This window comes from Providencia alcalifaciens DSM 30120 (assembly GCF_000173415.1).
Lineage (GTDB): Bacteria > Pseudomonadota > Gammaproteobacteria > Enterobacterales > Enterobacteriaceae > Providencia > Providencia alcalifaciens.
Genome location: NZ_ABXW01000047.1, coordinates 142890 through 165118, shown reverse-complemented (window position 1 = coordinate 165118; position 22229 = coordinate 142890). Strand labels below are relative to the sequence as shown.

Here is a 22229-nt window from a genome sequence, read left to right as displayed (position 1 = left end):
GTTATTCTCCCCGTGAGTTGCTATCATTGTGACGCTTTTGGCGCCCTAACTCACGCACAGCCATCACACTGACACCCGCCACAAGACCGACTACACCACCAATTAATCCCACTGCGGTTGCCGAAACCTGTCCACCTTCTTTGTTATTCAAATCTGGCTTTTCAGAACGTGGTGTTTGGTTTTCCACATTGGCTAATTGATGAATACCTTTGTGAAAACCCACGTTTTCTTCATTACAGCCGTAGCACGGGTGACCGATTGCGACAGGCCAAACACCCCCGACATCGCAAAATTGTAAGGTTGAACAGTTACCGTATGTTTCCGGCCCTTTACAACCCAAATGGTATAAACACCAACCTTCACGGTGACCAGCATCACCGAACTCTTTTGCGAAGCGCCCCGCATCAAAGTGTGGACGGCGTTCACAGTGCTCATGAATTAATCGACCGTATGCGAACATTGGACGATTTTTGCTATCCAATGCTGGTGGGCGATTAAAGGTGATGATATGCGCCACAGTCGCCAAGAAGTTATGTGGATTCGGTGGGCAGCCAGGAATATTAATGATGGTTTTGTCTTTAAGAACTTCGCTCAGACCAACCGCGCCGGTAGGATTACTCCCCGCAGCAGCAACTCCCCCCCAAGATGCACAAGAGCCGATAGCAATAATTGCCGCGGCACCTTCAGCAGCCAGACGAATATGTTCAACGATAGGTTTACCTGCAACCATGCAGTAAATACCGTCATCTTTGAGTGGAATCGAGCCATCAACGACTAAAACATATCTGCCTTTATATTTTTCAATCGCATTGTGTTTATTTTCTTCAACTTGTTCACCGAATGCGGCAGACAAGACTTCGTGGTATTCGAGAGAAATGGTATCGAGAATTAGGTTTTCGAGTGTTGGGTGAGTTGCGCACAACAGTGATTCTGTACACCCTGTACACTCTTGGGCACCAATCCAAATGACTGGCGGACGTTCTGGATCACTAACCGCATCTGCCATTTGAGCAGCGGCTTTTCCACTTAACCCCATTGTCGCAGCAAGCGCTGTACATAACTTCATAAAGTCACGGCGATTAATGCCATGGGGAGAATGAATAGTGTTATCTCCTGCCATTTCTATTTCCTATTATGAGTGGCTTAGAGCCTATTTATTAGGCTATTTCTCTTTACAACCGTCGGTTCCAAAAAATAAATAAAATCCGTCACATATTAGAAATATGCATAGAGTTTTAGGTATTATTTGTATTCAAGGTCGCTTCAACAATTACACCGAATAAGCAACTTTCTTATTAGGCATTACCTGGTGTGTAAATATGAATGAGATCCTATTCCTACCGCTTTTTAATCACTTGATCTTCATCAAGAGCCAATAAGAAATTTGGTCTTTTTTAAATTTATGATAGAAAAATCGATTCAGCGTCGAGTTAAAAGATTATTTAACTTTTCATATTCGTCTCAATTTCTTTAAAAAAATGGGAGTTAAAATGTTAATTAAAATAACAAATCATCGCTATTTCATGATGTTAAAATAGAATCATTTCAAAGAGGAATTAATTAAACGAATTCCGAGCACCTTCTAAATTCGACCATTTCCTTTTACCACAAAAACAAATAAGAATTAATATCAATTAAATGAAATAAGAATTAATATCAAAAATAAATAAAGTAAAATTTATTTCTTAATATAAATCTCATAAACTTGAATAATATCTGACTATTATTCTCAGTTATTTTTTTTCAATATTGCCGCTGCTATCGCAACTTGTCCTAATGCTAATCCTCCATCCCCCATCGGTAATTGACGAGCATGGAGCACCTCAAGTGGCTGTAATTTTTCGATTAATAAATGACGTAATAATTGGTTATGGAACACACCACCAGACAACACCACTTTTTGAATACAATGCAACTTCGCTTGTTGAATAGCCAAATCAGCAAATCCTTGAGCGAGTGCTTGGTGAAAAGCATGAGCACGCTCTGCTCTTGGGGCATGATACGCAAGCCATTCACGCCAAAAAGTCTGTAAGTCCAATTGATTCCCCACCAGCGGCATCGTGACAGGATGCTGTTGAATCCGACTTTCTAATGCAAGGGCTTCGAGTTGACAAGCCGCCTCCCCCTCCCAGCTGGTTTGTTCCGGGCAAATTCCTAACGCCGCTCCAACAGCATCAAATAACCTCCCTGCCGATGAGGCGGTAGGACTATTTAATCCTCGAAGAATCGCTTTTTGTAATACGGGATAAGGGAAAGGCGCTAGCACTGAAGCAATGGGCTGAGCTTGCCAATCAGGTAGATACTTTTCTAAATGAGCTAATAAATTTCGCCATGGCTGACGAGACGCTAAATCCCCGCCAGGCATGGCAACTGGCGGTAACCCACCAAGGTGTAAGCTAGAGTGATAATCGACCAGTAAACATTCCCCCCCCCATAACCGATTATCATCACCAAATCCCAATCCATCTAGCGCTAAACCAATGACTTTCTCATCGCCTAATGGAATACCATGTTCAATCATCGCGGCTGCAATATGAGCATGATGGTGCTGCACCTGAATCATCGGGATATGGAGCTGCTCACTCAACACCTTGCCATAACGGTGGCTGACGTAATTAGGGTGCATATCCCCCACGATGTACTCTGGTTTAAATCGGTAGATGGATTCAAAAAGTACAATAGATTGCTGATATTGTTGGTAAATATCGACATCGTCCAAATCACCTAAATGCTGACTAAGAACCGCGCTTTTATCTCTGAGCAGACAAAAGGTATTTTTTAAGTCTGCACCCAATGCCAAGATAGAAGGAGAATGTTCAAATCCCGCAGGTAAATCGACGGCATCCGGCACATAGCCGCGTGCGCGACGCAGCATTTCGGCCTGAACTCCGTGATAACGCACTAAGGAATCATCAGCTCGCTGAACAATATCTCGGTTATGAGTCAACCACAGATCCGCGATGTTTGCCAAATCAAGGAAAGCGGCTTGTGCCGTTAATACTGGCGGTTTACCTGATGCATTTCCTGACGTCATGACTAACGGTTTATTCACCTGTTCCATCAATAAATGTTGCAATGGATTTGACGGCAACATGATGCCTATTTCTCGCAGATGTGGCGCAATATTTTCACTTAGTACGCTATTTTTCCATTTATGAATCAACACTATCGGCGCCGCAGCACTTTCAAGTAAAGCACATAGCCCTTCAGTTAGCGTAACTCCTTGTTCTTTTAGCCAGTCAATGGATGGAACCATGACCGCCAAAGGTTTACTTGGGCGGTGCTTACGCTGACGTAATCGCTCAATCACGTGAGTATGGGTTGCATCACAAGCCAGATGAAATCCACCAAGCCCTTTGATTGCAACGATTTTTCCATTGAGCAAGTGGCTTGCAGTTTGCTCTAGCGCTTGATGATGAGTGGCTAATATATTGCCATTTTTGTCACATAACTGAATTTCAGGACCACAGGTTGCACATGCATTGGGTTGAGCATGAAACCGACGATCCGCAGGGTTTTCATACTCTTTTTGACATTCAGGGCACAACGGAAATGCCGCCATAGAGGTATTCGGGCGGTCATAGGGCATTTGGCGAATAATCGTAAAACGGGGTCCACAATGCGTACAGTTCGCAAATGGGTAATGGTAACGGCGGTTTGTCGAGTCAAATAATTCGTCACGACACGCCTTACAGGTTGCGGCATCAGGGATTACTTGGGTATCCATCCGCCCTGCACCACTGTGACGAATAGTGAATTTTTCAGGAATTTCATCCCATTCAAAAGGTTGGGCTTGCACAGATTCAATATGGGCAAGCGGTGGACAATGTTGATATAAAAGTTGGGTAAATAAATCGATATCAGCGGTATTTAACAGGCGCACCAGAACACCTTCGCCATCATTACAGACATCGCCATTCAAGGCATATTGATGAGCAAGCTGCCAGACGTAAGGTCGGAATCCAACCCCTTGAACTTTGCCTTTGATCCGTAATTGTGTTCCGTTTTTCACTCGAATGCCCTCTGGTGATAGAGACTCTATTCTCGCGCTTCTACGTACAAATAACCTAAGTTCAGATCAAAAAATGGCAGGTTTCAGTCACGATGAATTGACTCAAAACCTGCCATTTTATTTTATGCTTCGTCATTAAGGCAATTCTACGGATAGTAAAAAGATCCCCGAATATTCGTTGGGTGTGAGATCTTTGGTTTTTCTCAATGTACTGGTGACGTTGAATGTTTGCTTCACGAACGAATCGACCGAAAGAACTGTGGATGGGCGCCCATTAACATTAATTTCTGACTCCAGTCCATCCGCCATAAAGATAAAATTATCATTATCTAAACCGGCAACTGCTGAAATTTTTACATCGGTAGGATTGGTACAACTGACAGTAAAGTTTTCGCTAACCGTATGACCATTCATCGAACTATTCGACAATGTTCCGTGATCAATATAATCCGGACCCTCAATATCACAATTTGAGATCGCAGGGTCTAACGGTGAGCAAAGAATAATGGGATTATTTGCCGTTTGCTCTCTTTGCATCACGCCAGTGTAGTGAATTCCAAGATTGAAACAATAACCCACACCAGGGCGTCTTGGGTAAAATTGCCAGCGGCCTTGAATATTTTTATTCAATACGCCATCTTTTTGTAATGCTCTTGCGACTTCACTAAATGTTACTGGTTTTTCTTCCCAAGAACTTCTTTCCGTTAATTTCACCGTCTGGGTATCGAAGCTCACAATATGTTGAGTTCCGGCGCCGTACTGACCATCTTCCCATGTCCCCCATGAGCCAAGAAAAATGTTACATGGACAAGCACCAGATGCTTGTATCGCTAATGGACGGTTATCATGTTCTAAATCCCCACGCAGCACATATGTGGTATCCATCCAAGCACCATAGTCTGTGCGTAATTCCCCTTGCGCCGCAAATTCAGCACGTGAGAATTGAAAAGGGGCGACCACTAATAAACAGATAAGAATAAGTCTTTTCATAATATCCTTAACAGCCGAGTTATTCGTAATAGATATTAAATGTCGTTGTAGCGCTAAACTCCCCGAGTTTAATGCTTTTATTTTTGATAGCGTCTTCTTCACCTAAAATAGAGGCTTTAAGCGGAATGACTTGAGGAAATTTATTACCGTTCATTCCTGTAATAGGATACTGGCGATTAATATCCATATTTCCCTTATCGCTAGTTAACATAATAGCGTAGCCAAGATCACCGGGATCACCATCAATCCGTAACGACCCTTTAATTTTCGAGTTACTGACCCCCGTGAATGCCATCGAAAATGAGAAATCAGGTAAGAATTCGCAATCTGAAAGTGTAATTTCAAAAGTTTCTGTAATATCTCTTTGACGGTAAAGATCTTTATCATTGACCTCGTAAAATGGCACCACCAGCTCTTCGCCACCATTTACCACGCAAGGGATTGCATGCCTCAGTACTCCAGAAAAGTTCACTTCATCTGCGAGCACATTCCCAGTGAAATAAAGTAATAGAGTAAAGAAAATAATCCTCATTGATATGCAACCGTTAATGTCGCGCTGGCAGTAAACTCACCCGGCTGTACATTGGCAGTACTTGAACTATTTTTTACTAAAGCGGCTTTTAAATCAGGAATTTGAGAGTCAGAACGATAGGTATATACAAAATCATCATTCACTCTCAGTGTCTTTGAATCGTAATAAATTTGTAGCGCGATATCTTTTTGCTCATTGATCTTCAGCAAATCATTATCAAAGGAAGCGCGGGAGCCTTCAAAACTAAAGACCACATCGGTTCCCGATGAAATGTTGTCACATTCCCATTCGAAATCGATATCTTCGATGTATTTTTTACCATCTTTCGTCGGAACTAACGAAACCACTAAGTCATCACCAAAATCCACTTCAATCGGACGGTTATTATTGATGACACACGGTGTTCCCTCTATCAAGTTTCCTCTGAAGTTCACTTTGACAGCCTGTGCGGTACTCGCATATGTCAGGAATAAAACAACCGATAATAAGAGTTTGTTCATAAGATAATACCTTAATGATATCCTACAGTTAGTGTTGCAGCAGTAGAAAACTCACCCCCAATAGGTCTTATCCCATTAGCCAGTGCCAGTTCTGCGGTTAAAGAAGGTAAATATTGGATGTTATCAATCTCATATTGAGAACCGATATTCATTGGCTTGTTATCAATATAAAGTTTGATATTCAAACCCGGTGTATCCGCGACTTTCAGGCTGTTAGAGGTTTCTCCTTTAACGCCTTCAAACACAATGTACAGCTCGTCAAACTGAGAATCACACGTCAGATCATAAGGAACCGTTTCGGTGTATTTGCCTGAGTCAATTTGTCCAATAACAATGTCATCACCAAAATCAACGTAGATATCTTCGTTATTATTCAACACGCATCCACCGGATAAAACATTCACTCTGACCGTTACAAACTTCCCATCCGCAAATGCATTCACCGATAAAAAAAACAGTAAACTAAGACAAAACAAACTCTTAAATTTAAACATTAGATTTACCCGTTTCCATCATTTGCTTATGAGATTATTTGGCATCTTTTGCGTGACACTCTGTAGCAGAACACACAAACGGTAAATCAACCTGACCGCCGTAGTCATTGATATAGTTAATTACAGGTGATGAACCTAACTGCTCTGCGGTAATAGCAATCTTTTGCTCGGAAAATGGAGCAATATCTGTTGCCACAAACCCCTTATTTTTCTCAGCCGCTGCATTCTTTTTAATATTATTGAGTACCACGTAATAAGCCGTTGGGTTTTTCGCATAAACCTCACTGCCTTTTTTCACTAACACTAATTTATTCTGCCACGGTGAATTTTTCATTTGTGTGGAATCAACCACTAAAGAGGCTGGTCGATAGAAAAATTTCACTCGAGTTTGCAATGCAATTTGTAATACGTTGGATTTTTTACTGGTAGGTGGAATCTCTCTTAAATTAAAAAAGAACTGACTTTCTCTATCTTGTGGTAATTTCACAACGTCGGGTAAAGCTTCAATACGTAATTGGCTAGTTTGTCCTGCATTAATTCTTTGGATTGGCGGCAAAATAGTAAAATACGACGTTAACTTTTCACCTTTATCATCTTGAAACCAACCTTGAGCTAAATAAGGCAGCTGGGTATTCTTATTACTAACCGTTAATGAAACAGAGTTACTATCACCATTATAAATAATACGCGTTCTGTCCATTGAAATTGCCGAATAAGCATTCGCCGTAACGAAGCAGCCAAGTAATAATACGGATAATTTTTTCATCATAAACATTAGCCTTCTTTTAAGATTTTTATTAATTACATGGTAAGAGCAATTTGTCATAAATATTATGCTCTTCGATATTTTGTGGGAATGTTATTTTACATTCTGAACCTTGCCATGATACTTTCATTTCTTCACCAGGTCTGATTCCACCAATATAAGCTTCACCTTGATCCCCAACAATTCCTGTTGTTTTCCCAGAATCATTTTTAATATCGGCAGCAAATGGTGGATAACTACCATCTTGTAATCTCAGCGTTACCATCATTTTTATTCCTGAAATAACGTCAAAGCTACGATAACCAATGGCGCCTTCAGTTAATGTGGTTTGGGTTACTGAATCAGCAATTTCCACATCTTTAGGTAACTTGTTAATATCAACAACTACATCGGTCTTGTAGTAACTGTTAATATCTGGAACAACGACTTTTCCAAAACTGCTTGAGCGTAAGTGCGAACCATTGTATTTCACCGGAACATCACCTACGCCATTCATATCAACAAATACACGCGTTCCACCTGTTGATGTAACGGGATGCATACTCACACCGTACCCCGTCATCGTCACACCACCTTGAATATTGGCAGACAGCGACATTGAGTTATTGCTCATATAGTTATAACTAGTATTAAAGTCATTCATATTGCCTTTATGGCTATAATAACTACTCAATATTCCGCTATGTCGATTGTTACCCACAGACAGTGATAGATTATCTTTATTTTCAAGGCGTTTATTCATTGTCACTTTATTCGTATTATCATTTTTTCCGTTATACGTTGAATAATTGACATAGGTTCCTGATGCTAATGGAACGGAAAGGCTGACATAAACTCCGTTATCCTGATAACCCTGCATTTTGCTATTAAACATATTGATAGACAGACCGACATTATGAAACATGCTCGTATCAAAATACTTCGAGAAAGTCATGTTATAGCGATAACTATTTGGTCTATTCCAATATGTTTGATGCGTGTAATTTAAATTTATGGAAGAACGCCAATCCGTAAAGTTTTTACTTATCGATGCTGAATACAAACCTTTATTGTGTCCCGCATACGTAATATTGTTTTGGTCATTATAGATGAGAAAATCACTCATCGTCATGAACTCACGATCCATAAAACGATACGCCGATAATTGCAATTGGCTATTACTGCCTTCAAAGCTTTTATAATAATCAACTTTAAATGCTTTACCTTTTAAAGTCGGTCCGTCAGTCAGTGCCGCAATTGAATGATTAAATGAAAATGAAATGGCACCAAATTTAAATAAGTCGCGCCCAACACCGGCAGCAAAAGAATTGAATCGACTACTATTAAGTGCTCCACCAAAAATTGACCAGCCGTTATTTATACCCCATGAAACTTCACTTTGAGCAAAGACATCGCCCATGACATGTCGATCCATATCCGTGGGTTTACCCGCGCTCACTTTATAACGTACAGAGCCTGGGCGAGATAAAAATGGAATATTTCCCGCGTCCACTTCAAATTCAGAAACACGCCCATCACTCTCTTCAACTCTAACTTGTAATGTACCTGAAATGCCGCTATTTAAATTTTGAATTCTAAACGGACCAGCAGGCACTAAGCTTTCATAAATCACCCGACCATCTTGGCTTATTTTAACCACAGCGTTAGTTTCTGCAAAACCAGTGACCTCTGGCGCATAAGAACGTAAGCTTGGTGGCAGCATATTGTCGTCAGAACGTAATGAAACTCCTACAAACTTAAAGCTATCAAATAAATCAGTTTGCAGAAAATCCTCACCGAGCGTTAATTTAGATTTTAAGCTGCGAATGGCCCGATAAGCATAGATATTGGTCCACTTAATATCATGGGTATCATCAGCTCGGCTATTTTGAGTATGGTTATATGAACCTTGCCAAAAACCCCGTAAACGCCAGCTATCAAAATTAGCTCCCACGGCACCTAAACCTGACAAGAAAAAGGTATCACTCGCAGTGTTGCTGCCTAAGCTGCGGTTATATTGTGAAGTCAGATTATAATCAAAAATAATGCCTTTAATGCCATCTTCCCAGCGCGAAGCCGATTCCCAATCATTCGCAGAATATTCTTGGTACGTTTTAGGAATATTAATAATTAATGTTCCAGTAGATAAATTGGGTGTCACTGACATGCCATCTAAACTAGCTATATCTAAACATTCTAAGCCATCAATAGCATTCCAGTGCAATTTACTTTCTGCATTCTGGTTTAAATCAAATTTCTCGACAATTTCATCCGTTAAACAAGCTTGAGATTTATCCTCATAACTCACAACGGTAATTTTTTGTTCAGGAATATAGGCATTATTTATGCTTAGCTTAAAGGGGTAAACACCCGGAACAATATAAAGATCCTGAGAAAAAACGGCCAAGTTAATATTTTCTCTATCTTCTGCATTCAATATATTAATATTGAAATCCACCGCCTCTTCAGCAAAAGAAACTAATGAATTCAACAGTAATAAAGAAGCCGTGATACGCTTTTTCATGACTTTATTTTTTATTAAAATTTAAAAACACGGAACACATAATTTTATTATTGAATTTTTTCATTACAATGCCCTTAAATTTTAATAAATATTCTAAGCTGAAGTAATGATTAGTCTCATTACTTCAGCTTACCGTTACAATAATTTTGAAATTAGTTGTACGACAATACGAAATCTGTTACTGCTTGGAACTCACCTGCTACAATTTCAACTGGAGCTTCTGGTTTACCTTGGCTTCCTAAACCTTTAATGTAAGCCGCAAATTGCAAAGTGTTTGTTGTGCCTTGTAATTTGTGAATTGATTTAGTTTGCTCATTTAAAACGATTGGCGCATTGTTGCTATCCACGATTTGAATACCTGCACCCGCAGCTGTACCTGTAATAGCTAATAGTGATTTAGGGTCATTTGTAGCGGCCGCTCCTGAAAATGTGATGTTCACGGTTTCTTCCGTTTCCAAAGTGCAGTCAATTAATTTAATATCAAACATAACTGGGGATGACTGACCATCTGAAGTACCGCCGTTTTTTAAGACAACATCACCTACTTGACCTAAATCTACTGTTTGATCAACAGAAGATGGGTCAATAGAACAAGGTGCAGTAATAATGCTACCAGTAAATGTTACTTTACCATTACCGTGATTAACTGGCGCTGCATTTGCACCAAAACCAATTAATGTTGTTGCTGCGATAGCCATAAATGTCTTATTGAATTTCATTAGGTACGTCCTCAATCAAATAATAATTTAAAAAATAAAATTAGCCTCTGTAATTAAACATTAATCACAATATAAACTTGAATTTCAGAGACAAGGAGTAGATAAATATACTTAAGTAAAAACCACTAATATATTTATGCATATGGTAATTAAATCTTTTTGCCTTTTGAGCTTTGGTTCACATAAATACTATAATTACACCTAAAAGCTGTAAAGTCGCCATCACCTATTAAAATCAATGGATTTAATAGGCAGTTATTTTTTGATACATTTACTCATATTACGATTATTTCGCACCCAATAAAATCAACAAGTTACAAATAATGTGTCATGAATTCATACTTAACAACATTTCTTTCACATATATCGGACATTACTTTATTGCAATTAGTTACATTTTTAATGTGTATTATAGTTACAAATAAACAAATCACCGCTATTTAGCGTAATAGTTTTTCCATTTTTTATCTTAAATTTATATTTTCAATAAAGAAAAATCCTATTTTTAATTTAACCCCACTCGCTAACACATAGATTTTCGATTAAAAATAAGAGAACAGTCTCATTTTTTATATCTAATGATAATTATTCAATATGTATAAAACACATTCTTTGTCTAATCAGTGTTTTATTTCCTCCTGAATACAAAAAATTAAGCTTATAGCAATGAACATGAGAGATAAGTATTTACTAATATAAGTGATGCGTTTAAGTAAAAATACTATTTGGATAGAAAATGAGGTTAAAACAGCAAGTCACGTTTAACTGAAAATATAAAGTCCCAAATTGATACATTAAACCTTCACGTGAATCATCATCAGTTTTTTATATTTGTCTCAATTTCTTCAGACATTCAAATTTCTTTGGGTGCTCTACTCGCTTAATCGCTCGTAGATCGCGAATATTCTTTTACCGATAACGTCCCACGACTTGGCATCGATAAAGCCCATGAACGGGCTAACATATGGGGAAACCAATTCATGCAGATTAAAGATGGAGGATATTTAAATATCGATGCGGATATGGTGAAAAACATGAAGGGGAGCGATTAATTCAAGAATTCACTGGAAAAACAATTAATTAAGCGATAATTTGATTTCAAGATTTTAGATACAAAAAAGCCACTTCTTTCAAAGTGGCTTAATGCGCTGATTTAACAGCTAAAATTTGGTGGCCCCTACTGGACTTGAACCAGTGACCAAGCGATTATGAGTCGCCTGCTCTAACCAACTGAGCTAAGGGGCCAAAGTGGTGCGATTATACGTGCTGTTTTGGTGAAGGTCTAGTATTTCAATTCTATATGGTGAATTTGTATCCAAGGCATAGTATCGCCCTATAATTCAATGCCATGGCATCATCCAAAACCATTATTCCTCTCTTAATTATCGGATTTTATTCTAGGGTTCCATTCTTTATTAGGACATCATTGACGAACAAACCTGCGTGAACAGCTATCCTATAGTAAATAATTGGCGGTAAAGAGTGAGTTTTCGTATTCTCATTTATTAAGCATTATTTATTCAATTGATTGATATAAAACAATAATTTTATACTCTAGATAGAACATGATAATTAAAGATAAATAGAAACAGGACAACAATGATGAAAAAAGTACGTGCAGTTCAATATGGTTGTGGAAAGATGGGCAAATTTCTCATCCGTTACCTACAAGAACATGATGCTGAAGTTGTGGCGGCTTTTGATATCAATCCAGCCGTGATCGGTAAAGATATTGGCGAAATTGCAGGAACAGCCCTCACAGGCGTAAAAATTCAGCCGCTTAATGAAGCCGATAAAGCACTCGAAACCTTAAAACCTGATGTTGGGATCATTGCGACTCTCAGCACAATGGCAGACTTAGAAGATGCCTTCTCCCTATTTGCTCGCCATGGTGTCAATGCAATCTCAACCGGTGAGGAAGCGCTATATCCGTGGAATTCCTCCCCTGAAATCACACAAAAATTGGATGCTTTAGCCAAAGCGAATAACTGCACCTTAGCCGGTAGTGGCTACCCAGATATGTTCTGGGGTGTGCTCATCGACACGTTAGCTGGCTCTATGCATAAATTGGTGAAAATCAAAGGGTCTAGCTGCTATAACGTGGAAGATTACGGTATCGCACTAGCGAAAGGTCACGGTGCAGGCTTAACCGTCGACGAGTTCAATCAGCAAATTGGTAACTATAACGACCTGCCATACGCAGTTATCGCTGAAAAAATTGAGAGCGGCGAGTATGCGCCACCGTACATGTGGACGCAAAATGGGTGGCTATGTAGCCGCTTGGGGCTGACTATTACCAATCAAACTCAGCGCTGCGTACCGCAAATTGCCAAAGAAGATATCTATTCTGATACCTTAAAAATGACGGTGAAAAAAGGCGATGTTTTAGGGTTATCTGCGCTGGTGATCACTGAAACAGCAGAAGGCGTCACCTTAGAAACGGAATGTATTGGTAAAATTCTAACCGCTGATGAGTGTGACAAAAACAGTTGGCAGCTGATTGGTGAGCCGGATACAGCAATTGAAGTGAATAATCCAGCAACCGTAGAATTAACCTGTGCAAACTTGGTTAACCGTATTCCTGCGCTAATCAACAGCCCTGCGGGTTATACCACTACGGAAAAAATGCCAAATAACGTGTATATGACTAAACCTATGCACGAATATTTGTAATCAACTGATTTAGCTAAACATTAACTATATAGCCCACATTATGTGGGCTATTTTGTGACTTATCGAGGCTTTGTCATCTGCCACTCTAAATGGCGACGTACTGCTGGCCATTCATGATTTAAAATGCTGTAAATGCAGGTATCTCGCAATTCGCCAGTACGTGTCAGCATATGGCTACGTAAAATCCCATCGAGTTTTGCGCCTAAACGCTCAATCGCTTTACGGCTTTGATGATTTAAAAAGTGCGTTCTTAGCTCCACCGCAACACAGTCTAATTCTTCAAATGCATGTTTTAATAACAGATACTTAGCTTCTGTGTTAATCGGAGTACGCTGCGCTTCGGCCCCATACCACGTTGCCCCAATTTCAACACGTCGTACGCTTTGGTCGATCCGCATATAAGAGGTCATTCCAACCGCCCTGCCTGTGCGCTTATCGATAATGGCAAATGGCACCATCTCTTTCTGGTCGAAACGCGCTAAACGACCATCGACATCTTTCGCCACATTTTCCGGCTCAGGTACCGAGGTATACCACAGGTGATGCAGCTTATCTCGTTCAATAATGTCTGCATAAATCGCATCATGCTGATGAGTCAGCAACTCTAATCGCACATGGTTGCCTTCTAAGGTCACAGCTTGGCAAATCTCTTTCATCGGCGTATTTCCTGAATAACTCGGTTGTGTGAAGTCAAAGCCCATCAAATTATGATGATAACAGTCTGTTGTTGTAATCCTTTTTTATGACAGAAAAATAAATCAAAAGAAATAGTCCTGTGAATTTATTAATTCCCACGTAAAACATATGATAAAAATCACAATTTTTTAACATTATTTTTAATTCAATTGCCCATTAGGCTACAGTTAACTCATCTGACCTGTTATTGACAGCCCCAAATGGGAGCCATTATGAGCAATTTTCCACATCTTTTTACCCCACTTGATTTGGGGCATACCGTACTTAAAAACCGCATTTTGATGGGTTCAATGCACACCGGCTTAGAAGAACATCCTCAAGGAAGCCAACGTCTTGCCCATTTTTATCGCCTGCGTGCAGAAAATGGCGTGAGTCTCATTATCACCGGAGGGATTGCCCCGAATCCTGAAGGTGTTTTGGCGCCTCACGGTGCCATTTTAAACCACCAAGACCAACTGCCTTTTCATCAGCAAATCACCGAAGCAGTACATCAAGCTGATGGAAAAATCGCCTTACAAATTTTGCATGCGGGTCGCTATGCTATGCATCCTGCATTAGTGGCTCCTAGTCCAATTAAATCAGAAATTACCCCCTTTCCGCCTCGCGAATTAAGTCGCGATGAAATACAGAAAACCATAGATGACTTCGTGAATACCGCAAAACTGGCTCAGCAGGCAGGCTATGATGGTGTCGAAGTGATGGGTTCCGAAGGGTATCTTATCAACCAATTTATTACATCGCGTACCAATCACAGAACCGATAAATGGGGCGGTAGCTATCAAAATCGGATTCGTTTCCCCATTGAAATAGTTAACCGCATTCGCCAGACCGTTGGAGAAAAATTCATCATTATCTACCGGCTATCGATGCTAGATCTTGTGGAGGGAGGTTCTACGTGGGATGAAATAGAGCAACTTGCAAAAGAGATAGAAAATGCAGGTGCCACGATGATCAATACCGGGATAGGCTGGCATGAAGCACGCGTGCCAACCATTGCCACGTTGGTGCCCCGCAAAGCATTCAGTTGGGTGACTGAAAAATTAATGGGCAAAGTGAATATCCCCCTCATCACAACCAATCGTATCAATGACCCCTTTGTCGCAGAGCAAATTATTGCTAGCGGCCAAGCTGATATGGTGTCGATGGCTCGTCCTTTTCTTGCTGATGAAGCCTTTGTTTCAAAAACTCAAGAAGGTCGAGCTGATGAGATAAACACCTGTATTGGTTGCAACCAAGCCTGTCTCGACCAAATTTTTAATGGGAAATTAGCCGGATGCTTAGTCAATCCACAAGCCGTGCGAGAGATGGATTATCCCAATGAATTAGCTGACAAACCCAAAAAAGTGGCGATTGTGGGAGCAGGTCCTGCGGGGCTGTCTTGCGCCATTTATGCCGCGAAACGCGGTCATCAAGTCACGCTATTTGAGCGTAGCAACCAAATTGGCGGACAATTTAATCTTGCTAAACAGATTCCGGGCAAAGAAGAGTTTTACGAAACCTTGCGGTATTTTTCACGCCAATTACAACGGCTCAATGTTGATGTTCGATTAGAACAGCTTGCTCAAGCAAATGATTTAATCAAATTTGATGAAGTTATCATTGCAACAGGCGTTGTCCCTCGTGCGATTCATCTCGCGGGAGCCGACCACCGCAAAGTCATGTCGTATATCGATGCCTTAAAACAGCCCGATAGTGTTGGTAAAAACGTCGCGATTATTGGTGCTGGTGGCATTGGATTTGATGTGGCAGAGCTGCTTACCCAACAAGGGATCAGCAGCAGTTTAGACGACGATAAATTCAATCATGAATGGAATATTGATACATCTATCACAACCCGAGGTGGCGTTTTCTCACCCAAAAAACAGCTTGAACCCACACCTCGACACCTCTATTTATTACAGCGAAAAAACAGCAAAGTCGGCGCTGGTCTTGGAAAAACGACGGGTTGGGTACATCGTTTATCATTAATGAAACGTGGCGTTGAAATGTTCAATGGCGTGGAATATATGAATGTCGATGATGATGGGCTACACATTCGTTATCAAGATGAAAACTTATGTCTTGCCGTTGATAATATCATCTTATGCGCGGGACAAGAGCCGTATCGCCCATTGAAGCAACAGCTGGAAGAAATTGGGATACACCCCTATGTGATTGGGGGTGCGGATGTGGCAGCAGAATTAGATGCACGCCGAGCCATAGAGCAAGGCATGAAAGTTGCTTATCAGCTGTAAATTATCTCTCACATAAAAAACCCGCTAAATCAGCGGGTTTTCTTTTTAATCGACAACAAACTTAATCTTGAGTTTGGGATAACTCAGCGTCGTCCTGCGCCAGTCTATCATCTTCCGATAAACACACTGCCGCAGTGAATAACACGTCAGTTGAGGAATTCAATGCTGTTTCTGCGGAATCTTGCAGAACACCAATCATCACACCCACGGCAACCACTAGCATCGCCACTTCATTAGAAATACCAAACATATTACACGCCAGCGGGATCAGCAGTAATGACCCACCCGCAACACCTGATGCTCCACACGCACACACCGCAGCCACCACACTTAATAACAGCGCAGTAGGAATATCAACAGGAATGCCCAGTGTATGTACAGCGGCCAGCGTCAACACCGTAATAGTAACCGCTGCGCCACCCATGTTAATTGTTGCCCCTAATGGGATAGAGACAGAATACGTATCTTCATGCAAATTCATTCGGCGGCACATGCCCATATTCACAGGGATGTTCGCTGCGGAACTACGGGTAAAGAACGCCGTCACGCCACTTTCACGTAAACAAGCAAAGACCAATGGATATGGGTTACGTCTGATTTTCCAATAAACAATCAATGGGTTAACCACTAATGCCACGATAATCATACAGCCCAGTAATACTGCGAGTACGTGGAAATAGCCTTTTAACGTTTCAAAACCTGTGGTGGCGATAGTTGAAGACACTAAGCCGAAAATACCTAATGGCGCTAAACGAATAACCACACGAACCAGTTGAGTCACGCTTAAAGAGAAGTCGTGGATCATCGTTTTGGTCGATTCATTCGCATGACGCAGTGCAATACCTAAACCAATCGCCCATGCTAAGATGCCGATATAGTTACCTTTGATTAACGCATCAACAGGGTTAGCAAAGATATTAATTAATAACCCCTTTAAAACTTCAGCAATGTTCCCCGGAGGAGTCAGTTGAGTGTCCCCCATAGCTAAAATCAAGTTTGATGGGAACATAAACGAACCGATTACCGCAACAACCGCCGCGAAAAAAGTTCCTAAAATATACAGCACGAGAATGGGACGAATACTGGTTTTTTGCCCTTGGCGATGGTTAGCTATCGATGCCATGACTAACACCCAAACCAACACCGGTGCAACCGCTTTTAATGCGCTCACGAACAAGTCACCCAATAAGCCAACATTTTTTGCTGCGGATGGCCATAACCATGCCAATAAGATACCCGCAATCAAGCCCACTAGGATTTGTTTGACCAAACTACCTTGACTAATTACTCGCCATAACCCTGTTTTATTTGTATCCATAATAGACCTTTATGATTTATCTTTTTTAGGAATTAAATGTGTTTGCCGAGCCAGTATAAGGAATATTAATCTCCTGAAAAGGCTATTATTCAAAATATACACAATGATTGAGCATGATTAACATTAATTTTACATATCTGTGATCACAATAGAATTTTGTTTCTTATAGTAAACACAGAGCATTAAAAATGATTTAGTCTTTTCAGTCAGTTAAAATAAAAAAACACCTTAGAGGCTCTCTAAGGTGTTTTTCTAAATTTCATAAAATCTTGCTAATAAGATTTAACCTTTGGTCAAATAGTCACCAAAATAATGTACTGCTTTTTCTTCATCTATTTTCAAACTGCCTTTCCATCCCGCCCAAGGCATCTCCATATCAGAACGCCCTTTTGTATTATTAAGCTGATTTTCTGCGCCAGTAATATCACCGAAGTCATGCCAACTATCGAGAGACAGTGAAATAAAAGTATTAGGAATAACGCCAATCAATGCGAGTGAATGTAATATGCCTCGCAATGTATATTTATCGCCTTTAACTATTTTTGCCTGAGATAAACGCTTTTCAAATTTCCCAGGAGTCTCATCTTCAGGTGCATTACGTAATAAATCTAACAGCTGGTTAAAGACTTTCTTATCGTCATCGGTGGGTTTAATCGCCTCTATCTTCATTAAATGTCGGAGATTTAAATACGCATAGCTCGGATTTCCTGTATAGGAATTTCCGTAATATAAACAGTATTGGAAGTAGCTATCATTAATATAAATACGTTTGTTATAGCCACTACAGATCCAGCAACACGCATATTGCGGTTTTTCTACATATACGTGATCCGGTAAAGCGTTCAGTTTATGGTAAGCACCTAAAACTGAACGTCCTCGCAAATAACTTCCGCCCACACCCGCGACAAAAGCATCCAAGCAACGTTGGCGAGTCAGTACACTTACTTGCTTTAGGCTGTGCAGCTTATTAACCATATCTTGATGGTCTGCAAACTCTTCAATTGTATTAGCTTGCCACTGAAAATCCTCTAATACATTACGCTCTTTATCAGATAAACAATCTACCGAATAAATAGAAACGGCTCGTTCTCCGTCATATTGGCTATTTTCATATTTATAGAGTTTCCGCAAAACCCGCATGATTTGCTGCACAGAGCATCCTTTTATTCGTTGAACAATCAATAAATCATTAGATATAAAAAAGCTCCCAAAGTCATGGCTAACTTATGGGAGCTTTTCAATTTAAGAAAAAGATTATTCGTTAATTAGTTTTTTCGCTTCATTGCGCTTATTCACAATAGTATTAATCACTAAAGTCAGAACTAAAATCGCAGCAACGGTACCTAACGAAACCGCAGTTGGGATATGGAAAACATCCATCAACAGCATTTTCACACCGATAAAGCTTAAAATCACAGCCAAACCATACTTCAGCATTGAGAACTTCTCAGCAACGCCAGCTAATAAGAAGTACATGGCGCGTAACCCTAGAATCGCAAACAGGTTAGAGGTTAATACGATAAACGGGTCAGTGGTCACAGCAAAGATAGCGGGAATACTGTCTACCGCAAAGATAACATCGCTGATTTCCACTAAGATCAGAACCAAAATTAATGGTGTAGCAAATAGTAATCCATTCTTTTTAATAAAGAACTTTTCACCATGCAGCTCATCAGTCATACGTAAATGTGAACGTACCCATTTTACTAACGGTTTTTCATTTATGGGTGAATCATCTTCTTTAGCGAACGCCATTTTGATTCCCGTAAACAGCAAGAATGCGCCGAAAACATACAGGATCCAACTAAATTGAGTGACTAACCAGCTACCCGCAAAAATCATAATGGTACGTAAAACGATAGCCCCAAGCACACCATAAACTAGCACACGACGCTGTAAGTTTGCTGGAATAGCAAAGTAACCAAATAGCATTAACCAGACAAACACGTTATCAACAGCAAGCGCTTTTTCTAAGAGATAACCCGTGAGGAATGCCATAGTTTGCGTGTTAGCGACTTCAGGTCCAACGGTATCATTAAAGTACCACCAGAGACCGCCCGCAAAAATCAGTGATAGCGTAACCCACAAGATGCTCCAGCCCGCAGCTTGTTTCATCGACATCGCCTGACCTTTATGTTTTCCTTGCCAAAACATATCGATGAGTAACATCACGAGTATCATGACAGCAAAGCTGCCCCATAAAACTGGATTACCGACAGAGTTCATTTAGATTCCTTAAAAACAAAAAACGGCTGATATCCAGAAGACATCAGCCGCTTAAACTGTTTTCACCTTATGTTATCACTACACGGTTGTAAACAATGAGCAAACCTCGCCTTCTGGCAAGGTCTCACTTACAACACAGATAACCTAAGATAAGGAAATTGTGGTGCTCGGTTACCGGGTGCAATGTGTGCACCGTAATGACGATAATCCGACAGAAGAAGTTACTCCCCTTTGCTATGCGCCTACAATAAGGTAATTAGTCTTAAAAAGCAATGATTAGCTATCAATATGTTCGTGAGATTTTTTATTCACTAAACGTAAATTTACTGCCAAATAATGAGGTTTGAGCGCCACATCCAGTGCCATTCACGCTTTTAATGAAGCGAAACAGCGCATCACAGAGATGCGTAAATGTAAAAATCAGCCGTAATTTAAATAAATCCTAAAAATAAGCTCAAAATTTACTGTTTAGTTATTTTCTGTTTTGTTAAAGTGGACGGGTTTTACACTAACAGCCCGAAGAAACAGCGTTTTCCTTCCGGCATTTACTTAATCCATTTCTGCCCAACAACATGTTTGTTGCTGTTATTGCCGTTTAGGAAACATTAATGGAATTAGTTAGAGAACTTTTTTTCGCCCTTTGGCATCAAGATTACGAAACCTTATCCAACCCATCGTTGATATGGTCCATTTATTTCATGCTGTTCATGATCCTTTTATTGGAGAACGGCGTGCTTCCTGCTGCATTCTTACCTGGTGATAGCTTACTGATCCTTGTTGGTGTCCTCATCGCAAAAGATGCGCTTAGCTATCCGTTAACGTTAGTCATTTTAACCGCTGGAGCCAGTATTGGTTGCTGGGTGGGTTATATTCAAGGGCGTTGGCTGGGTAACACTGCAATTGTCAAAGGTTGGTTATCACACCTTCCCGAACACTATCACCAACGGGCTCATGGGTTATTCCATCGCCATGGCTTAGCCGCCTTACTGATTGGTCGATTTCTTGCATTTGTTCGAACCCTATTACCCACCATTGCAGGTCTTGCAGGCTTGCAAAACGGGCGTTTTCAAGTGTTCAACTGGTTGAGTGGATTCCTCTGGGTATTTATTTTAACCGCTATCGGCTATGGATTCGGTAAAAGCCCTATTTTCCAGCAATACGAGCATCAAATTATGAACGTTCTGATGCTAATTCCTGTTGGTCTACTCATTTTGGGTCTTATCGGTAGCATCGGTGTTGTCATTAAGAAAAAATTTACGCGTAAATAGATAACTTTTTCTCAATCAAATCAATAGCGGGAGTAACTCACTATTCCCGCTTCTCGCCTTTATCAATTCTCAATCTATTCTAATTAGTGATTGCACTTAAGCTAAAAAAAGCTATTGTAGTAGTATTCAAACGATCTTTTTCTATTGATAGGAGGTTCTACTATGTCATCCAATCATTCTTCTGAAGATCTACGTGCTGAACTTAAATCACTCGCAGACTCTCTCGAATCCATTCTGAATAGTACTCAAGATAAATCAAAAGAAGAGATTGAAAGTTTAAAGGCTAAAGCCCGTGAAGCTCTCTCCTCTTCGAAAGCAAAACTTGGTCAAGCAAGTGATAAAATCACTGAGCAAACCAAAGAAATTGCAGGTCAAGCTGATTGCTATGTACGTGAAAATCCATGGAAAAGTGTAGGCATTGGCGCAGCAGTCGGTGTGGTTTTAGGCATGCTGCTCACGAAACGCTAATCACCGCTTATGGAACAATCACCACGTCAAGGACCCGCTAAGCGGGTTCTAGATTCACTGCAAAGAATTACGGGTATCGCCGTGAATATGGTAGAAACCCGTATTCAACTTATTGCGGTGGAATTAGAAGAAGAGAAACTCAACCTTGTTCAATTATTATTATTAGCAGGGCTGACTCTCTTATTTTCTGCATTTGGTCTAATGTGCCTTATTGGGCTTATCTTCTGGTCTGTTGATCCCATTTATCGTTATCAAGCTTTCGCGATCACCACCGGTACTTTGATTTTACTTGCTATTATTTTTGCTATTTGGACATTAAAAAAAGCGAAACAATCCACACTATTAACTGCAACACGTGAACAGCTTCGTAATGATGCCAAAGCACTTGCAGGAACAGATAATGATGAGCAAAAGTAAACGCCAATTACTTGCAGAGAGAAAACAACGTTTAGTTGCTGATATCGAGCAACAACGCATTATGCTATCCGCAAGCAAAGAAGAGTGGCTACAAGCGACTGCCCCTTATGACCGAGCATGGCAAACCATCATGACCTTTCGCCCAATCGTTATTGCCGCGACGGGTCTTATCTCTATATTGACGTTAAAACACCCCAACCGATTTATTTCCCTCAGTAAGAAAGCGATTGCAGCATGGGGCTTAATCCGCACGCTGAGAAATAGCCTAAATAGCGCCAATCAAAAGTAACCTATCTCACTAAGATAAAAATAGTCTTTACCCGTCAATTAGATAGATAAGCCCTCCCTTTTTCATTTTTTTTCACACCCAATTACACACATTCAATTTTTTTGTCTATCTTTGTTAATAAGCT

At 40.3% G+C, this 22229-nt stretch carries 19 protein-coding genes and 1 tRNA gene; 6 read left to right on the top strand and 14 right to left on the bottom strand.

The window, feature by feature from the left end:
* Position 1: 1 nt before the first annotated feature.
* The 10 genes from hybO to PROVALCAL_RS10135 all read right to left on the bottom strand — a co-directional run bounded on the left by hybO (position 2) and on the right by PROVALCAL_RS10135 (position 11761).
* A complete protein-coding gene (gene hybO / locus PROVALCAL_RS10180; RefSeq protein ID WP_006659159.1) occupies positions 2-1120 on the bottom strand; it encodes a hydrogenase 2 small subunit in 1119 nt (372 codons plus the stop codon).
* 609 nt (positions 1121-1729) lie between these two features.
* Entirely contained in the window at positions 1730-4012 is a 2283-nt protein-coding gene (gene hypF, locus PROVALCAL_RS10175; RefSeq protein ID WP_006659158.1) for a carbamoyltransferase HypF, read from the bottom strand.
* 135 nt (positions 4013-4147) lie between these two features.
* A complete protein-coding gene (locus tag PROVALCAL_RS10170) occupies positions 4148-5002 on the bottom strand; it encodes an MrpH family fimbial adhesin (RefSeq protein WP_006659156.1) in 855 nt (284 codons plus the stop codon).
* Positions 5003-5021: 19 nt separating this feature from the next.
* Positions 5022-5534 carry a fimbrial protein gene (locus PROVALCAL_RS10165; protein ID WP_006659155.1) on the bottom strand — a complete coding sequence of 171 codons (513 nt, stop codon included), beginning with the start codon at positions 5532-5534 and terminating at the stop codon, positions 5022-5024.
* Entirely contained in the window at positions 5531-6034 is a 504-nt protein-coding gene (locus PROVALCAL_RS10160) for a fimbrial protein (protein WP_006659154.1), read from the bottom strand. The genes PROVALCAL_RS10165 and PROVALCAL_RS10160 overlap by 4 nt, the downstream gene beginning before the upstream one ends.
* 11 nt (positions 6035-6045) lie before the next feature.
* On the bottom strand, positions 6046-6528 hold the full coding sequence (locus tag PROVALCAL_RS10155; protein ID WP_006659153.1) for a fimbrial protein: 483 nt from the start codon (positions 6526-6528) through the stop codon (positions 6046-6048).
* A gap of 34 nt (positions 6529-6562) precedes the next feature.
* A complete protein-coding gene (locus PROVALCAL_RS10150) occupies positions 6563-7303 on the bottom strand; it encodes a fimbria/pilus periplasmic chaperone (protein ID WP_006662931.1) in 741 nt (246 codons plus the stop codon).
* A gap of 22 nt (positions 7304-7325) precedes the next feature.
* Positions 7326-9797, bottom strand: coding sequence for a fimbria/pilus outer membrane usher protein (locus PROVALCAL_RS10145; RefSeq protein WP_006659151.1), 2472 nt, complete (start codon positions 9795-9797; stop codon positions 7326-7328).
* 152 nt (positions 9798-9949) lie between these two features.
* On the bottom strand, positions 9950-10516 hold the full coding sequence (locus tag PROVALCAL_RS10140; RefSeq protein WP_006659150.1) for a fimbrial protein: 567 nt from the start codon (positions 10514-10516) through the stop codon (positions 9950-9952).
* Between the two features lie 1168 nt (positions 10517-11684).
* Positions 11685-11761: transfer RNA gene (locus PROVALCAL_RS10135), tRNA-Ile, on the bottom strand.
* Between the two features lie 354 nt (positions 11762-12115).
* Here PROVALCAL_RS10135 and PROVALCAL_RS10130 point away from each other — a divergent pair.
* Positions 12116-13189: an NAD(P)H-dependent amine dehydrogenase family protein gene (locus PROVALCAL_RS10130; RefSeq protein ID WP_006659149.1), complete on the top strand. Its 1074-nt coding sequence runs from the start codon at positions 12116-12118 to the stop codon at positions 13187-13189.
* A gap of 59 nt (positions 13190-13248) precedes the next feature.
* Here the strand turns inward: PROVALCAL_RS10130 and PROVALCAL_RS10125 are convergent, their stop codons facing one another.
* Positions 13249-13845: a GNAT family N-acetyltransferase gene (locus PROVALCAL_RS10125; protein WP_006662929.1), complete on the bottom strand. Its 597-nt coding sequence runs from the start codon at positions 13843-13845 to the stop codon at positions 13249-13251.
* A gap of 252 nt (positions 13846-14097) precedes the next feature.
* Here PROVALCAL_RS10125 and PROVALCAL_RS10120 point away from each other — a divergent pair, with 252 nt between their 5' ends.
* Entirely contained in the window at positions 14098-16119 is a 2022-nt protein-coding gene (locus tag PROVALCAL_RS10120; protein ID WP_039861847.1) for an NADPH-dependent 2,4-dienoyl-CoA reductase, read from the top strand.
* A 61-nt stretch (positions 16120-16180) separates the two neighbouring features.
* Here PROVALCAL_RS10120 and sstT read toward each other — a convergent pair whose 3' ends face one another.
* From sstT to PROVALCAL_RS10105, 3 genes are all read right to left on the bottom strand, one after another.
* Complete coding sequence (gene sstT, locus PROVALCAL_RS10115) at positions 16181-17437, bottom strand: serine/threonine transporter SstT (protein WP_006659145.1); 1257 nt, start codon at positions 17435-17437, stop codon at positions 16181-16183.
* Between the two features lie 282 nt (positions 17438-17719).
* On the bottom strand, positions 17720-18589 hold the full coding sequence (locus PROVALCAL_RS10110) for a hypothetical protein (protein ID WP_224050570.1): 870 nt from the start codon (positions 18587-18589) through the stop codon (positions 17720-17722).
* 102 nt (positions 18590-18691) lie between these two features.
* On the bottom strand, positions 18692-19663 hold the full coding sequence (locus PROVALCAL_RS10105) for a TerC family protein (RefSeq protein WP_006659143.1): 972 nt from the start codon (positions 19661-19663) through the stop codon (positions 18692-18694).
* Positions 19664-20271: 608 nt separating this feature from the next.
* Here PROVALCAL_RS10105 and PROVALCAL_RS10100 point away from each other — a divergent pair.
* The 4 genes from PROVALCAL_RS10100 to PROVALCAL_RS10085 all read left to right on the top strand — a co-directional run bounded on the left by PROVALCAL_RS10100 (position 20272) and on the right by PROVALCAL_RS10085 (position 22105).
* Positions 20272-20931, top strand: coding sequence for a DedA family protein (locus PROVALCAL_RS10100; protein WP_006659142.1), 660 nt, complete (start codon positions 20272-20274; stop codon positions 20929-20931).
* 162 nt (positions 20932-21093) lie between these two features.
* A complete protein-coding gene (locus PROVALCAL_RS10095) occupies positions 21094-21399 on the top strand; it encodes an ElaB/YgaM/YqjD family protein (protein WP_006659141.1) in 306 nt (101 codons plus the stop codon).
* Between the two features lie 9 nt (positions 21400-21408).
* On the top strand, positions 21409-21816 hold the full coding sequence (locus tag PROVALCAL_RS10090) for a phage holin family protein (RefSeq protein WP_006659140.1): 408 nt from the start codon (positions 21409-21411) through the stop codon (positions 21814-21816).
* The gene (locus tag PROVALCAL_RS10085) at positions 21800-22105 is read left to right on the top strand and encodes a YqjK-like family protein (RefSeq protein WP_006659139.1); all 306 of its coding nucleotides are present in this window, start codon (positions 21800-21802) and stop codon (positions 22103-22105) included. Before PROVALCAL_RS10090 ends, PROVALCAL_RS10085 begins: the two co-directional genes overlap by 17 nt.
* The last annotated feature ends 124 nt before the right edge of the window (positions 22106-22229 follow it).

Coding starts and splice junctions, on each gene's coding strand:
- hybO (WP_006659159.1), bottom strand. CDS start 1,120: ATGGCAGGAGATAACACTATTCATTCTCCCCATGGCATTAATCGCCGT.
- PROVALCAL_RS10170 (WP_006659156.1), bottom strand. CDS start 5,002: ATGAAAAGACTTATTCTTATCTGTTTATTAGTGGTCGCCCCTTTTCAA.
- PROVALCAL_RS10165 (WP_006659155.1), bottom strand. CDS start 5,534: ATGAGGATTATTTTCTTTACTCTATTACTTTATTTCACTGGGAATGTG.
- PROVALCAL_RS10160 (WP_006659154.1), bottom strand. CDS start 6,034: ATGAACAAACTCTTATTATCGGTTGTTTTATTCCTGACATATGCGAGT.
- PROVALCAL_RS10155 (WP_006659153.1), bottom strand. CDS start 6,528: ATGTTTAAATTTAAGAGTTTGTTTTGTCTTAGTTTACTGTTTTTTTTA.
- PROVALCAL_RS10150 (WP_006662931.1), bottom strand. CDS start 7,303: ATGTTTATGATGAAAAAATTATCCGTATTATTACTTGGCTGCTTCGTT.
- PROVALCAL_RS10145 (WP_006659151.1), bottom strand. CDS start 9,797: ATGAAAAAGCGTATCACGGCTTCTTTATTACTGTTGAATTCATTAGTT.
- PROVALCAL_RS10140 (WP_006659150.1), bottom strand. CDS start 10,516: ATGAAATTCAATAAGACATTTATGGCTATCGCAGCAACAACATTAATT.
- PROVALCAL_RS10130 (WP_006659149.1), top strand. CDS start 12,116: ATGATGAAAAAAGTACGTGCAGTTCAATATGGTTGTGGAAAGATGGGC.
- PROVALCAL_RS10125 (WP_006662929.1), bottom strand. CDS start 13,845: ATGAAAGAGATTTGCCAAGCTGTGACCTTAGAAGGCAACCATGTGCGA.
- PROVALCAL_RS10120 (WP_039861847.1), top strand. CDS start 14,098: ATGAGCAATTTTCCACATCTTTTTACCCCACTTGATTTGGGGCATACC.
- sstT (WP_006659145.1), bottom strand. CDS start 17,437: ATGGATACAAATAAAACAGGGTTATGGCGAGTAATTAGTCAAGGTAGT.
- PROVALCAL_RS10105 (WP_006659143.1), bottom strand. CDS start 19,663: ATGAACTCTGTCGGTAATCCAGTTTTATGGGGCAGCTTTGCTGTCATG.
- PROVALCAL_RS10100 (WP_006659142.1), top strand. CDS start 20,272: ATGGAATTAGTTAGAGAACTTTTTTTCGCCCTTTGGCATCAAGATTAC.
- PROVALCAL_RS10095 (WP_006659141.1), top strand. CDS start 21,094: ATGTCATCCAATCATTCTTCTGAAGATCTACGTGCTGAACTTAAATCA.
- PROVALCAL_RS10090 (WP_006659140.1), top strand. CDS start 21,409: ATGGAACAATCACCACGTCAAGGACCCGCTAAGCGGGTTCTAGATTCA.
- PROVALCAL_RS10085 (WP_006659139.1), top strand. CDS start 21,800: ATGATGAGCAAAAGTAAACGCCAATTACTTGCAGAGAGAAAACAACGT.